Source organism: Stenotrophomonas sp. K-6 (genome assembly GCF_056861555.1).
The window spans coordinates 516,420-530,360 of the sequence record NZ_JBSPUC010000003.1; the positions used below are offsets into that span (position 1 = coordinate 516,420).

General features: G+C 68.6%; 11 protein-coding genes. 3 read left to right on the forward strand and 8 right to left on the reverse strand.

Annotation, left to right across the window (positions count from 1 at the left end; all coding sequences use genetic code 11):
* Positions 1–9: 9 nt before the first annotated feature.
* The 3 genes from AC13F7_RS12760 to AC13F7_RS12770 are packed head-to-tail and all read right to left on the reverse strand — an operon-like array spanning position 10 to position 1,759.
* Positions 10–246, reverse strand: a complete 237-nt coding sequence (locus tag AC13F7_RS12760) for a hypothetical protein (RefSeq protein WP_483000827.1) — start codon at positions 244–246, stop codon at positions 10–12.
* Positions 243–980 (reverse strand): glutamine amidotransferase, encoded by a 738-nt coding sequence (locus AC13F7_RS12765; protein WP_481470218.1) that lies wholly within the window; start codon positions 978–980, stop codon positions 243–245. Before AC13F7_RS12765 ends, AC13F7_RS12760 begins: the two co-directional genes overlap by 4 nt.
* A complete protein-coding gene (locus tag AC13F7_RS12770; RefSeq protein WP_483000831.1) occupies positions 977–1,759 on the reverse strand; it encodes a YggS family pyridoxal phosphate-dependent enzyme in 783 nt (260 codons plus the stop codon). Before AC13F7_RS12770 ends, AC13F7_RS12765 begins: the two co-directional genes overlap by 4 nt.
* Positions 1,760–1,847: 88 nt before the next feature.
* Here AC13F7_RS12770 and ptsJ point away from each other — a divergent pair, with 88 nt between their 5' ends.
* Positions 1,848–3,140, forward strand: a complete 1,293-nt coding sequence (ptsJ, locus tag AC13F7_RS12775) for a MocR-like B6 salvage transcription factor PtsJ (RefSeq protein ID WP_481470216.1) — start codon at positions 1,848–1,850, stop codon at positions 3,138–3,140.
* Between the two features lie 2 nt (positions 3,141–3,142).
* Here ptsJ and AC13F7_RS12780 read toward each other — a convergent pair whose 3' ends face one another.
* From AC13F7_RS12780 to AC13F7_RS12800, 5 genes are all read right to left on the reverse strand, one after another.
* Positions 3,143–3,649 (reverse strand): hypothetical protein, encoded by a 507-nt coding sequence (locus AC13F7_RS12780; RefSeq protein ID WP_481470215.1) that lies wholly within the window; start codon positions 3,647–3,649, stop codon positions 3,143–3,145.
* 111 nt (positions 3,650–3,760) lie between these two features.
* Positions 3,761–6,862, reverse strand: a complete 3,102-nt coding sequence (locus AC13F7_RS12785) for an error-prone DNA polymerase (RefSeq protein WP_483000838.1) — start codon at positions 6,860–6,862, stop codon at positions 3,761–3,763.
* A complete protein-coding gene (locus tag AC13F7_RS12790; protein ID WP_483000842.1) occupies positions 6,859–8,274 on the reverse strand; it encodes a Y-family DNA polymerase in 1,416 nt (471 codons plus the stop codon). Before AC13F7_RS12790 ends, AC13F7_RS12785 begins: the two co-directional genes overlap by 4 nt.
* Positions 8,275–8,280: 6 nt before the next feature.
* Positions 8,281–8,898 carry a translesion DNA synthesis-associated protein ImuA gene (gene imuA, locus AC13F7_RS12795; RefSeq protein WP_179458734.1) on the reverse strand — a complete coding sequence of 206 codons (618 nt, stop codon included), beginning with the start codon at positions 8,896–8,898 and terminating at the stop codon, positions 8,281–8,283.
* A gap of 126 nt (positions 8,899–9,024) precedes the next feature.
* Entirely contained in the window at positions 9,025–10,299 is a 1,275-nt protein-coding gene (locus AC13F7_RS12800; RefSeq protein ID WP_483000846.1) for an MFS transporter, read from the reverse strand.
* Between the two features lie 75 nt (positions 10,300–10,374).
* On the opposite strand from AC13F7_RS12800, the gene AC13F7_RS12805 reads away from it, so the two are divergent.
* Both AC13F7_RS12805 and AC13F7_RS12810 read left to right on the forward strand, forming a co-directional pair.
* The gene (locus tag AC13F7_RS12805) at positions 10,375–10,818 is read left to right on the forward strand and encodes a winged helix-turn-helix transcriptional regulator (protein ID WP_481470211.1); all 444 of its coding nucleotides are present in this window, start codon (positions 10,375–10,377) and stop codon (positions 10,816–10,818) included.
* A 267-nt stretch (positions 10,819–11,085) separates the two neighbouring features.
* A complete protein-coding gene (locus tag AC13F7_RS12810; protein WP_483000849.1) occupies positions 11,086–13,905 on the forward strand; it encodes a beta-glucosidase in 2,820 nt (939 codons plus the stop codon).
* Positions 13,906–13,941: the final 36 nt, after the last annotated feature.

The window sequence follows — 13,941 nt, forward strand, 5'->3', positions numbered from 1 at the left end:
TCTGCAGGCTCAGGGCGCGGGCATGTCCCGATAGAGCGCTTGGCTGCTCAGTACCTTCAATCCATCCGGACCGCTGTGGAGCAGCCGCTGCTCGCCGATGGTCTGCTGCCACTGCAGCTTGAACCCTTCCGCGCCGGGCAGCCGGGCGGCCAGGGCGATCAGATGCTCACGTGCCTGCGGACCGTCGCTGTCGAACTGTCCCCAGCGTTGGTCGTGGCAATGAACGATGAGACGATAGTTGCTCATGCGTGGGCCTTGTGTGTGTCAGCGGTACGGACAGGCAACCCATCCAGCCAACTGCCGAACAGATCGCGCGCGGCAGCCGCCAGCGGCGCGGCGTAGCGCTGGGCCTGTTCGCGCAGGGTGCGTGGGTCGATGCCTGCATGATCCAGTTCGTCGGCGTGGCCGATCAGCCAGGTTTCCAGGTGGGTGGCGTCCACTTCGGGGTGGCATTGCAGCGCGAGCGTATGGCGGCCGACAGCAAAGGCCTGCTGGGCGCAGGCGGCCGTCGCCGCCAATCGCGTTGCCCCGGCCGGCAGGCTGAAGCCCTCGCCATGCCAATGCAGGACAGGGATTCCAACCAGCGCGCGCAACGGTGACGCCAGTCCGGCATCGGTCAGCGACAGCGGTGCGAAGCCGATCTCCTTGCCGCCCATCGGGGTCACCGTGGCACCCAGCGCGCGGGCGATCAGTTGTGCGCCCAAGCAGATGCCCACGGTCGGGCGATGCGCCGACAGGCGATCCTGCAGCATCGCCTGCAAGCGAACCAGATGCGGGTATTTGTCGTGGTCATTGGCGCTGATGGGGCCACCCAGCACGATCAGCAGGTCGGCATGTTCGGCAGCCTCCAGTGGATCGATGCCCGCCTGGAGGCGCTGCAGCGCCCAGCCGCGCTCGGCAAGCAAGGGTGCCAGGGTCCCGCTGTCTTCGAAGGCGACGTGATGGATGGCCACGGCGTGGCGACGTGCAGCAGGCATCATGGCGCGCCCTCCGTCGCAGGCGCTGGCCAATAGAAACTGTCCGGCGTCGAGCGCGCGCCGAAGATGGCCTGGCCCACGCGCACGACGGTTGCGCCCTCTTCGATGGCGATTTCGAAGTCGCCGGACATGCCCATCGAAAGTTCGTCAAGGCAGATGCGCGGCGGCAGCGTGGGGCGCAGCCGTTCGCGCAGCTCGCGCAGACGCGCAAAGCAGGGGCGTACCTGTTCCGGGTCGGATGAGAACAGCGCCAGGGTCATCAAGCCGCGCACTCGCAGGTTGGAGAAGGCGGGCAGCTGCTGCACGAAGTCGGCGACCTCGATCGGGTCCAGGCCGTACTTGCTGTCTTCGCCGGACGTGTTGACCTGCACGAACACATCCAGCGTGCGCTGCTCCAGTTCAAGACGCTGATCCAGTGCCTGCGCCACGCGCAGGCTGTCCAGTGCCTGGAACTCGCTGGCAAAGCGCGCAACGTCGCGTGCCTTGTTGGTCTGCAGGTGGCCGATCACCGACCAGCGCAGGCCGGGCAGGTCGGCCATGGCCGCCGCTTTGCGCTGGGCTTCCTGCACTTTGTTCTCGCCCAGTTCGTGGCAACCGGCGTCCCAGGCCAGGCGCAGCCGGGCTTCATCGACGGTCTTGCTGACCGGCAACAGGCGCACGCTGGCCGGGTCGCGGCCGGCCAGTTGGCAGGCGCGGGCGATGCGCGCTCGCACCGCCTCCAGGTTGTGGCGTATCTCATCGACGGTGGTGGCCTGTGGCCAGGTGGGGGCAGCAATGGGCATGAACAGCTCCGGAGGCGGGGGAGGCTGCACGGCGGCGTCGCACGTGCAACACTGTCCCGTGACGATGGATATATTGGCATAGGACAAAATGAAAATCATCGGCCAGACCGCCAGTGCGGTGTTCGAGAGCATCCGTCAGCAGGTGCTCAGTGGTGCACTGGCGCCCGGGCAACTGTTGCCTCCGGTGCGCGATCTCGCGCTCGCGCTGGGCATCAACCGCAACACGGTCGCCGCCGCGTACAAACGACTGGATGCCGCAGGACTGGCCCAGACCCAGGGCCGGCGCGGGACGGTAGTCAGCGCCCGGCCCAGCCAGGGCGCACAGGAAGGCACGCAGCCGGGCTCGACGCTGCACGATCTGGCCAGCGGCAATCCCGACCCGCGCTGCCTGCCGGATCTGCGCGCACTGCTGCCGGCGCGGCCGCCGCGTCTGTATGGCACACCGACGATCGATCCGGTACTGGCCGCGCTCGCGCATCAGCAATTGGCCGGTGATTGTCCGCCCGGATATGCGCTGGAACTGGCGCATGGGGCGGTTGACGCGATCGAGCGGGTGCTGGCGTGCTGGCTGGTGGCTGGCGATCCTGTGGCGGTCGAGAATCCGTGCTTCCTCGGCAGCCTCAATACCTTGCGTGCCGCCGGTTACGACGCGCTGGCCGTGGCAATCGACGAAGAGGGCATGCAGATCGAGGTACTTGAGCAGGCCCTGGCGAGGGGCGCGCGGGCAGTGCTGCTGACCCCGCGGGCGCACAACCCGACCGGCGCCAGCCTCAGCCGGCGCCGTGCGCGCGCGCTGCGGCAGGTGCTGGAACGATACCCACAGGTGCTGGTGCTGGTCGATGACCATTTCGCATGGTTGTCCCGGCAGCCGTATCACGCCGTGATTCCGCCCACGACCCGCCGCTGGGCACTGGTGCGCTCGCTGTCCAAGTCACTGGGGCCGGACCTGCGCCTGGCGATGGTCGGCTGTGACGCCGAAACCGCGGCGCGACTACGCCTGCGGATGGCGCCGGGCACGGGCTGGGTGAGCCATCTATTGCAGGACGCAGCCGCTGCGGCGCTGGGTTCTGCGCGCGTGGCTGCGCGGGTGAAGCGGGCCGCCGACGATTACATGGCACGCCGGGAAGGACTGCGGCAGGCCCTGCAGGACGAAGGTATCGCGGTGCCGGCGCAGATGGACGGGCTGAATCTGTGGCTGTCGTTGAAGCAGGACAGCCAACCGCTGGTGATGGCCCTGGCCCAGCGTGGCTGGCAGGTGCGGGCCGGCGAGGTGTTCTCGGTGAATACGCCCGTGCACGGGCTGCGTATCACCACTGCAATGCTCACTGCCACGGAGGCGCGACGCTTCGCCAAGGATCTGGGCGAGGCGATGGCCGGCTGAGCTCAGGGTGCGGCGGCGGCGTTCGGGCTGACGTAGTGCGACTGCCCGTTGTCATTGACGAAGATCAGTTCCGGCTTGCCCTGCCAGGAGGTCAGCATCGCACCGGTGCTGTTCTGGTGCTTGATCACCAGGGTCGCGCCGCGGTCCGGATTGGCGGTCACCTTGAACACCTCGGTGGTGCCGGTGGCATCGTCCAGGGTGAGGATCGCCTCATCGCCAAGTTCGGCGGTGCCGAAGCCGCCACGCTCGGCGCCATCCGTGCCCAGCAGGACCATGCCGGACAACGGCGAGGCACGCGGACCTTGGCGGGCGTCCTGGGTGAGCGGATCCGGGACCGGCGCGCCGAGGATCACCCGCGCCTGGCCGCTGGCATCGCGGATCACCAGGCCGCGTGCAGTGATGACGCGCTCATCGGACTGGCTCTGATGCAGTTGCAGCGCGGTCCAGCCGGAGATGGCCAGAGCGAGGCTGGAAATGACCAGCGTGGTGACAGTCAACGCGCGCGACATGCAGTTCTCCGGATCCTTGGAAGGCTGCGACGATACCGGATAGGCCGTTCACGACACCAGTCGGAAAAGTCTGGAATTACATTCAGAGCGTGACGTCTGTCACGGGATGGCTCAGCGGAAATCGCGGCTGTGGGTGCGCACGCCGTCGATCAGGGTGTCAATGTTGTGCATCTGGCGGACGATCAGATGCTGCACGCCGTCCACGCGTTCGAGCCGGCCATCGATCTGCATCAGTTGCGCTTCAACCAGCACGCGATGCTGGCGGTCAGCGATCTTGCGCCAGACCACCGCGTTGACCATGCCGCATTCGTCTTCCAGGGTGAGGAAGGTGACCCCGCTGGCGGTCTGCGGGCGCTGGCGCATGCGTACCAGCCCGGCAAAGCGCACGCTGCGCCCGTGTGGCAGGGCGGCGAGCTCGTCGGAGCGGTGACAGCGGCGCTGGCGCAGCTGGCTGCGGATGAAGGAGACCATGTGCCGACCCAGCGTGGTGCCGGTGGTGTTGTAGTCGGCCTGCATGTCCTCGAACGCGCTGGGCAGCGGCAACGGGACGGCGGCTTCGGCGGTGGCGCGTGCAGCCTCGAACAGCGGCAGCGGCTTCTCCACGCCGGAGACTTCCCAGCGCGCGCGATGGCGATGGCCGCTCAAGCCCTTGAGTGCGCCGGCATCGGCCAGCAGGCCTTGGTGGCGACGGTCCAGCTGTGCGCGCTGGCTCAGGTCGGCGACGCTGTCGAAGGGCGCGCGGTGGCGCGCCTGCACCACGCCGGTGGCGACGGCCTCGCTGAAGCCGTCGATCAGGCGCATGCCCAGCCGGATGCCGAACGGCCTGCCCGGCGAGGTAGGCGGCACCAGCGTGCAGTCCCACGCGCTGTAGCGCACGTCCACCGGCAACACCGGTACGCCGTGGCGACGCGCGTCCTGCAGGATCTGGTCCGGGGTGTAGAACCCCAGCGGCTGGCTGTTGATCAGGCTGGCGGCGAATGCGGAGGGGTGATGGCACTTGAGCCAGCAGCTGACATAGGTGATCAGGGCGAAGCTGGCCGCATGGCTTTCCGGGAAGCCATAACTGCCGAAGCCTTTGATCTGCTCGAACAGGCGCTCACCGTACTCGCGGCTGTAATTGTTGGCGGCCATGCCGGCGAGCAGCTTGTCGCGGTGCGGCTCCAGTCCGCCGTGGCGCTTCCAGGCGGCCATCGAGCGGCGCAGTGCGTCGGCCTGCCCGGGGCTGAAACCGGCGGCGGCGACCGCCAGCTGCATCACCTGTTCCTGGAATAGTGGCACGCCAAGGGTGCGTCTGAAGACCTTCTCCAGCTCGGGCGGGTAGTCGACCTCTTCGATGCCTTCTTCCTTGAGTTTCTTTCGCCGGTTCAGATACGGATGGACCATGTCGCCCTGGATCGGGCCAGGGCGCACGATCGCCACTTCGATCACCAGATCGTAGAAGCAGCGCGGCTGCATGCGCGGCAGCATCGCCATCTGCGCGCGCGATTCGATCTGGAACACGCCCAGGGTATCGGCGCGGCAGATCATGTCGTAAGTGGGCCCATCGTCCTGCGGAATCTTCGCCATGGTCATCGCCGGTCCGCCATGCGCCTCCAGCATGGCCAGGCATTTGCGTACCGCGGTGAGCATGCCCAGCGCCAGGCAGTCGACCTTCATCAGGCCGGTGACATCCAGATCGTCCTTGTCCCACTGGATCACGGTGCGGTCGGCCATGGCCGCGTTTTCCACCGGCACCATCGTGGACAGGGGATGTTCGGAAATCACGAAACCACCCGGGTGCTGGGACAGGTGGCGCGGGAAGTCGACCAGCTCACTGGTCAGCGCCACCACCCGCCGCATCAGCGGGGTCTCCGGATCGAAGCCGCGCTCGCGCAGGGCCTCGGGCAGCGGCTCGTGGCTGCTCCAGCGGTCCAGGCAGGCAGCCAGTTCGTTGACCTGGTCCGGCGGCAGGCCCAGTACACGCGCCACATCACGCACCGCGCTGCGGCCCCGGTAGCTGATCGCCACGGCGGTCAAGGCGGCGCGCTCGCGGCCGTAGCGGTTGAACACGTACTGCAGCACTTCCTCGCGGCGCTCGTGCTCGAAGTCGATGTCGATGTCCGGCGGCTCGTCGCGTTCGGCGGAGATGAAGCGCTCGAACAGCAGCGCCATCTCGCTGGGGTCGATCTCGGTCACGCCCAGCACGTAGCACACCGAGGAGTTGGCGGCCGAGCCGCGGCCCTGGCAGAGGATCTGCTGGCCGCGCGCGAAGCGCACGATGTCGTGCACGGTCAGGAAGTACGACTCGTACTGCTTGGTATGGATCAGCGCCAGTTCGTGTTCGATCTGGTGGCGCTGCTGGGGCGTCTCGCCCGCTGGCCAACGCCATTGCATGCCTTCTTCCACCAGCACCCGCAGCCAGCTGGCGGGGTCGTGTCCGGCCGGCACCAGTTCGCGCGGGTAGGTGTACTTGAGTTGCTTGAGATCGAAGTGGCAGCGCTCGGCGATGCGCAGGGTTTCGGCCAGCAGCTCGGGCGGGTAGAGCGTGGCCAGGGCCTGACGGGTGCGCAGGTGGCGCTCGCCGTTGGGGAACAGGCGCCAGCCGGCTTCGCCGAGCGTGCAGTGGTGGCGGATCGCGGTGAGGGTGTCCTGCAGTGCGCGGCGGCGGCGCACGTGCATGTGCACATCGCCGCTGGCCACCAGTGGAATGCCCTGGTCGCGGCCGAAACGACGCAGGCGCTGCAGGCGCGCGCGATCATCGGCCTCGCGGTGCAACTCGACTGCCAGCCACAGCCGCTGTGGAAAGCAGGCCTGCAGCCACTGCGCATCCTCGATGCCGGGGGCAGGGTCTGCCCACAGGCACAGCAGGCCGGCGTGCAGCTGTTCCATGTCGCTGCGCAGGCAGCGGTACTCGCCCTTGGGCGCGCGCCGGCGGCAGGTGGTGATCAGCTGGCACAGCGCGGCGTAGCTGCCCTGATCGGTGCACAACAGCACCAGTTTCGGGCCATCTTCCAGCTGGAATTCGGCACCGGTGATCAAGGGCAGTGCGTGCTTCTGCGCCGCTTGCCAGGCGCGCACGATGCCGGCCAGCGAGCACTCATCGGTGATCGCCAGCGCATGGTAGCCCTGGCCCTTGGCGCGCGCGAACAACTCTTCGGCGATGGACGCGCCGCGCTGGAAACTGAAGGCCGACAGGCAATGCAGCTCGGCGTATCCGGGCAGCGGTGCGCTCATGCGAACCAGCCGTGCAGCATGAACGGTCCGCTGCGTGCATCGGCGGCGGTGTAGGCCCAGCCGCGCTGGCCTTGCGTGGTTTCGACCACGTAATAATCGCGGCGGATGTCCTCGGCATCCCACCAGCCCGATTCGATCCGCTCCGGCCCGGACAGGATGCGCAGGTGCGGATCCTGCAATGTCTGCGGCTGGGCCAGCAGCCAGCCCGGGCGCATAGGCAGTGCCGGGGGCGGAGCCTTGGGCGCACACTGGGCATCACCGGTCGCGCGTTCGGGCCGATGGTCGGCGCGCAGCCCCAGCCCCTGCACGGCGTCATCGCCGAGCCGGGCGCGAAGACGCTCGCGCAGCTGTTCCCAGGGCATCGCCTGCTGCGGGCGCGGGTCGAACAGATCGCGTGCGGCCGGCACGAACGGTGGCAGTTGCTCGGCCTGCAGGCGCAGGCCGCGGCTGCCGGCTGGCAACTGCAGATGATCCATACGGTTGCGGGCCAGCTCGAACAGGATCGCCGGTTCGCGCTCGGGCGCGAGCAGGCCGATCGAGAGCCGCGTATCGGGATGGTGTTCGTGTTCGAACCACAGATCGAACTGCAGCACGCCGCCATCGCGTGAGCACAGGAATGCGGCCAGATCGGCGGTCAGCCGGCGCAGCGGAAACAGCATGGCCTGGGTGGACTCGACCTCGTACTCGAACTCGATGCGCGCATCGAAGCGGTCCGGTGGCTGGAAATAGCGCAGCGGCGGCGTGCTGATCCCACGCAGCGCATCCAGATGCGCCAGGACCTGCGGTGGGAAGCGCCGGGCCAGGCTCTCGCGCGGCAGACCGAAGGCGGCGCCCAGCGTTCGCAGGCCCGAGCGCGCCAGCACCGTAACCGCCTCGACCGGCAACCCGCTGCGTTCAATCGGCACCTGTGCCAGCGCGGCATCCAACTGATGTGCATCCACGCCGAGCCGGCCATGCACGCGGGCCAGCACGCTGGCGGCATGCGGATTGGGTGCGGCCACCAGCCGATGCCGGAAACCCAGTTCGGTCAGGCCACGGGTGAGCCGCTGCTCGACCTTGGGCCAATCACCGAACAGCGCGCGGCTGGCCCGGATCTCCAACGCCAGCGCGTGCGGGAAATCCAGGCTGACCTGCGAGCTGATGCCGTACAGCCAACTGGCCAACAGCTGTTGGGTGGCCTGTTCGGCGCGCGGGTCGTACTCCACGGTGAGCATGTCGCGGGTGAGCACCTGCGCGGCCGAAAGCAGCATGCCGCGGCGCAGCCCCCGCTGCCGTGCCGCGGGACTGACGGCATGCAGCACGCGCCGCTGCGCCGGGCCGGTGACCAGCACCAGTGGCGCGGCCGGGTCCGGTTGCTGGCGCAGGGCAGCATCCAGCGCCAGGTGCGGCAGCAGCAGGCAGGCCCAGTCCATGGCGGCTCAATGGGCCACGGCCAGCGGCAACGGCTGCGCCGGTGCCAGCCCGCCGCGGCACTTGAGCACCCGCACCTGGCCATCGTCGAGCTGCAGGCGCAGCGCGGCCGGGGAGGGATTGCGCGCGTGCCGGGCATCGCGGAAGGAAAAGCCCAGGCACTGGCCGGTTTCGGCCGCCACCTGCAGCCGGCGCAGCGCCCGGTCATCGGCCTGCTGTGGCCAGCACAGCACTGCCGCGCAGGCGGCCGAGCGGAGGCATTGTTCGGCGGCCCACAACGCATCGCGCGGGCTGGCCTGGACCACCTGCACCTGGCCCAGTGCCAACCCGGCGCGGGCCCAGGCCGGGGCATGCGGCAGGTGCGGCGGGGCGATCAGCACCACGGTCTGCTGTTGCTGGCTCAGCCGCGCCAGGGTCGGCCAGACCAGGGCCAGCTCACCGACCCCGGGCGAGGCCAGCAGCACCTCCGACAGCGCCGAGGGCGGCCAGCCGCCGCCGGGCAGGCGGGCATCCAGCGCGGGGTGCCCGGTCGGGTGGGGCGCCACCTCCGGGAAGGCCGCGCGCGGCTGCCCCCGCCAGACCCGGCGGGTTTCCAGCAGCCGGTCCAGGGCCAGCACGGCGCCCATCAGCGGGCCTCCCGGCAGGGCTGGAGCAGGCGGAAACGGGCAGGAAACAAGGGCATGGCGGCGAGTATCGGCAGCACGCGTGTCAAAGGCTGAGACCGACAATCCTACCCGCAATTAGTAAAAATGCTAACGAATTCGGCGACCGGATTCCGAACCGGTTGAAGGTGCTGAATGCTTCAGGCGCCCATCCACGCAGGGCGTGGATCTACGCGCTGGGCGCGGGGCGAGATGACCCGGCATCGCCCACCACACCACCAGCGCGAACAGCGACACGCCCGCGCCGGCCATGCAGACCCCGGGCCAGCCGAACGCGGCAAACAACGTACTGCCAGCCAGCGCCCCAAGCCCACTGCCGGCAGCGTAGAACAGCATGTAGGCGGCGATCACCTGGGCCTGTGCGTGCGCGGCTGCGGCCAGAATCCGGCTCTGGTTGGTCACGTGCAGCGCCTGTACCGCCAGATCCAGCAGCAACACGCCGAGCACCAGCCAGCCCAGATGGTGGGACATCGCGGCGATCGGTAACCAGCTCAGCAGCATCAGCCACAGGGCACCGTTGGTGACCCGCCCGGCATGGCCACGGTCACTCCAGTACCCACTGCGTGCGGCCGCCAACGCACCGAGCAGGCCGACCAGCGCGAAGGCGCCGATGGCGGTGTGGCTGAGGGCATACGGCGGTGCGCCCAGCGGCAGGCTCATGCTGCTCCAGAACAGGCCGAACACGGTGAACAGCAGCAGGCCCAGCACGCCGCGCTGGCGCAGCACCGGCTGTTGATGCAGCAAGGCGATCAACCCGGTTCGCGCGGTGGGGGACGTCGAGACCGGCAACCGCGGCAGGCGCGCCCACAACAGCGTGCCCGTCACCAGCATGACCGCCGCCGAGAGCAGGTATACCGCGCGCCAGCCACCCAGATCGGCCACCGCGCCGGCCACCACGCGTGCCAATAACAAGCCGACCACCACCCCCGCCTGTGCGGCGCCGACCACGCGCCCACGCTCGTGCTCGCCTGCGGCGGCGGCCGCATAGGCGATCAACCCCTGGGTCATCGCCGTGCCCAGCAGGCCGACCGCTAACATGCCCAGCAGCAGGCTCCAGGCCTGCGCCGCCATCGCGACGGCCAACAGCGCCAGCACCAGGCCGCCGGTCTGGATCGCCATCAGGCGGCGCCGGTCCATGCGGTCGCCCAGCGGGACCACCCACAGCAGCGCGGCGACCGAACCCAGCTGGGTCGCGGCGATCACTGCGCCGATGCGGGCGGTGCTGATCTGCAGATCGGCGGCGAGGGCATCCAGCAGGGGCTGGGCGTAATAGACATTGGCCACGCTCAGGCCCGCGGCGCAGGCAAACAACAGCAGCAGGGCGGACGGAAGGCGGGACGCGGAGGGTGGAGTGAGGACAGTCACGGCATAGTCTCAAAATAGAACCAGTTGAGTCTGGGGTAAGTGGTTCTAAAATGAAACCTTGAAAGGAGAGTGCTCATGGCAATCGAACCCACAACCACCTGCCCGGTTGGACGCGCGCTGGATCTGGTTGGCGACCGCTGGTCGCTGCTGATCGTGCGCGAGGCCTTCGATGGGGCGCGCCGTTTCAGTGACTTCCAACGCCGCCTGGGGATGTCGCGCAGCATGCTCAGCCAGCGCCTGCAGGCCTTGCTGGAGGCGGACGTGCTGACCCAGCAGCCCTTGGGCGAGGGCCGCGGCTATCAGGAGTACGTGCTCACCGAGCGCGGCCGCGCGCTGTTCCCGCTGGTGGTGGCGCTGCGCCAATGGGGCGAGGCATTCCTGTTCGCGCCGGGCGAGCCGCGCTCGGTACTGCAGGCCGCCAGCGATGGGTTGCCGCTGGCCTTGATGCAGCCGCGTGACCAGCGCGGGCAGGTCGTGGACGCCGCCGCTACAGCAGTGATCAAGCCGGTTTCGGCGTAAAAGGGAACGCCCCTGGCGTCTCAAATGTAAGCATCCTGTTGACAGGCATGAACAGGCTCGGACACTCTTCGGGGGTGAGGCGCTGGTCAGGGCCTCCCGGGTGGTGCGGCTGTCACGACGGGCGGAGGGGCCTGGACGTAGCCGTCATCGCCTTGCGTTGTAAACGGTTCCGCGCGCCCGCGCGTGGTTCCCGCCGACATGGCGCTGCACCCTTCTGCGGCAAGACTCCCTGGATTTATTGCGCAAGCAAAGGTGTTTCGTCCGCTCATGAAAACGATTTCAAAGCCCCTGGCCCTGACGGCCGCCATCGCGCTCTCGCTGAGCGCTTCCGCCTGGGCTGCCGCCCCGGTCGCCACCACCGACGCGTTCACCGTGCTCACCCTGGAGCAGACTCCGGGCGACCTGGATGCGGCCGTGGTCGCCGCCCAGCTGGACAAACTGCAGGTCGATGCCGTGACCGTGCGCAACGTGGAGCGCCGCGCCGATCGCGTGGATCCGCTGCAGGGTCTGGCCGATGCGCTGGGCTACCACTATCGTTTCGTGACCGCCGATCCTGCCGCCGCCCAGCAGACCGGCAGCGTCGTGCTGACCCGCCTGCCGATCGAGGCCGAGTCGGGCACCGAGCAGCCGTCGCTGAATTACCTGCGCCTCAACGATGGCCGCCACGTGGTCGCGCTGTACACCAGCGCCGCCGATGCCGCAGCACTGCCGCCACTGGTCACCGGCTCGCGCCTGGGCGCACCGGCCGTGCTGCTGGGCGCGGTGAGCGCCGATGCGGCCACCACCGCCGGGTTCGATCCGTCGCGCGTCGCGCTGGAAGCCAACGAGAGCTACTTCAGCGATGGCTTCCAGTCGGCCACGTCGGCGGCGATCAAGCTGCGCACCCATGAGGGCAAAAAGGGCACCACCGCCGCCACGTTGCTGACCCTGGGCTATGCCGCGCCGGTGGGTGGCGAGACGCCGTGGATGGACACCGGCCTGAACGCCGATGCCCGTGCCAAGGCCCTGGTCGCGCAGATGACCGTGGACGAAAAGTTCCAGATGCTGCACAGCTACTTCGGGCTGGGCAAAGACGGCGGTCCGCTGCCGGAAGGCGCGGTCGGTTCGGCCGGTTTCGTGCCGGGCGTTCCACGCCTGGGCATTCCCTCGCAGCAGTCGGCCGATGCCGGTGTCGGCGTGACCAACCCGGGCGGCATCCGCAAGGGCGACCACGCCACCGCGATGCCGTCGGGCCCGTCCACGGCCTCCAGCTGGAACCCGGATATCGCCTTCGCTGGCGGTGCCACCATGGGCCGTGAAGCCTGGCAGCAGCGCTTCAACATCCTGCTGGCCGGCAGCGTCAACCTGCAGCGCGATCCGCGCAACGGCCGCAACTTCGAATATGCCGGTGAAGATCCGCTGCTGGCCGGTGTGCTGGTCGGCGAGTCGATCCGCGGCGTGCAGAGCCAGCACGTCATCTCCACGATGAAGCACTTCGCGCTCAACGACATGGAGACCTCGCGCAATTTCCACAGTGCCGAGATCGGCGAGCAGGCGATGCGCGAATCGGACCTGCTGGCGTTCGAGATCGCCATGGACATCGGCAAGCCCGGTTCGGCGATGTGCTCGTACAACCGCATCAACGGCACCTACGGCTGCGAACACGATTACCTCATGAACGAGGTGCTCAAGCAGGAATGGAAGTTCCCCGGTTTCGTGATGTCCGATTGGGGCGGCGTGCATAGTGGTTCCAAGGCGGCGCTGGCCGGTCTGGACCAGCAGTCGGCCGGCGAAGTGTTCGACAAGGCGGTCTATTTCGACGAACCGCTGCGCCTGGCCGTGGCCGGTGGCGTGGTGCCGCAGGCGCGCCTGGACGACATGGTCGGTCGCATCCTGCGCACCATGTTCGCGCACGGCAACTTCGATCTGCCGCCGGTGCATGAGCCGATCGACGACGACGCCGGCTTCCATGCCGCGCAGCGCACCGTTGAAGAAGGCAGCGTGCTGCTGCGCAATGCCGATGATCTGCTGCCACTGGGCAAGGACGTGCAGCGCATCGTCATCATCGGTGGCCATGCCGACAAGGGCGTGATCGGTGGCGGTGGTTCTTCCATGGTGGGCTGGACCGCGCGGGGCACCAATGCGGTGCCGGGCGTGATGCCGACCACCTGGCCGGGCCCGGTGATCTTCCACCCGTCCTCGCCGCTGGAAGCGCTGCGTGCCGAGCGTCCGGATGCCCGCATCGATTACGTGGATGGCCGCGATGTGGCCGCCGCCGCGCGCGCTGCCGCGGCCGCCGATGTGGCCATCGTGTTCGCCACGCAGTGGTCGGCCGAATCGGTCGATCTGCCGCACATGCAGCTGCCGGACAACCAGGACAAGCTGATCGCCGGTGTGGCCAAGGCCAACCCGAAGACGGTGGTGGTGCTGGAAACCAATGGCCCGGTCGAGCTGCCGTGGCTGCAGCAGGTGCCGGCCATCCTGCAGGCCTGGTACCCGGGCATCCGGGGCGGTGAAGGTATCGCCGCACTGCTGACCGGCAAGGTCAATCCGTCCGGTCGCCTGCCGGTGACCTGGCCGACCGATGTCAGCCAGCTGCCGCGCCCGCACGTCAACGGCCTGGGCTTCAACCCGAAGAACAAGCCGGATGACACCATCGACTACAACATCGAAGGTGCCAACGTCGGTTACAAGTGGTTCGCCGCCAAGGGCCTGACCCCGCAGTACGCGTTCGGCCATGGCCTGTCCTACACCAGCTTCGGCTACGACAACCTGCAGGTGGTGGTGGAAGGCCAGCGTGTGGTCGCCAGCGTGGACGTGCGCAACACCGGCAAGGTTGCCGGTGCGGACGTGCCGCAGCTGTACCTGCAGCTGCCGCAGGGCAGCACCACCCCGATCCGCCTGATCGGTTTCCAGAAGGTGACGCTGCAGCCGGGTGAAAGCCGCCGGATCCGCATCGAAGCCGAGCCGAAGACGCTGGCCAGCTTCGATACCGCCGCCAAGCAGTGGAAGATTGCCGGTGGGCAGTACGAAGTGCAGCTCTCGCGCGCGGCCAATGCGCCGGTGCAGCGCGTGCCGCTGGAGCTGACGGAGCAGGTCGTCCGCTGAGCTGACGGGCGGGGCACGGCCGTGGGTCGTGCCCCG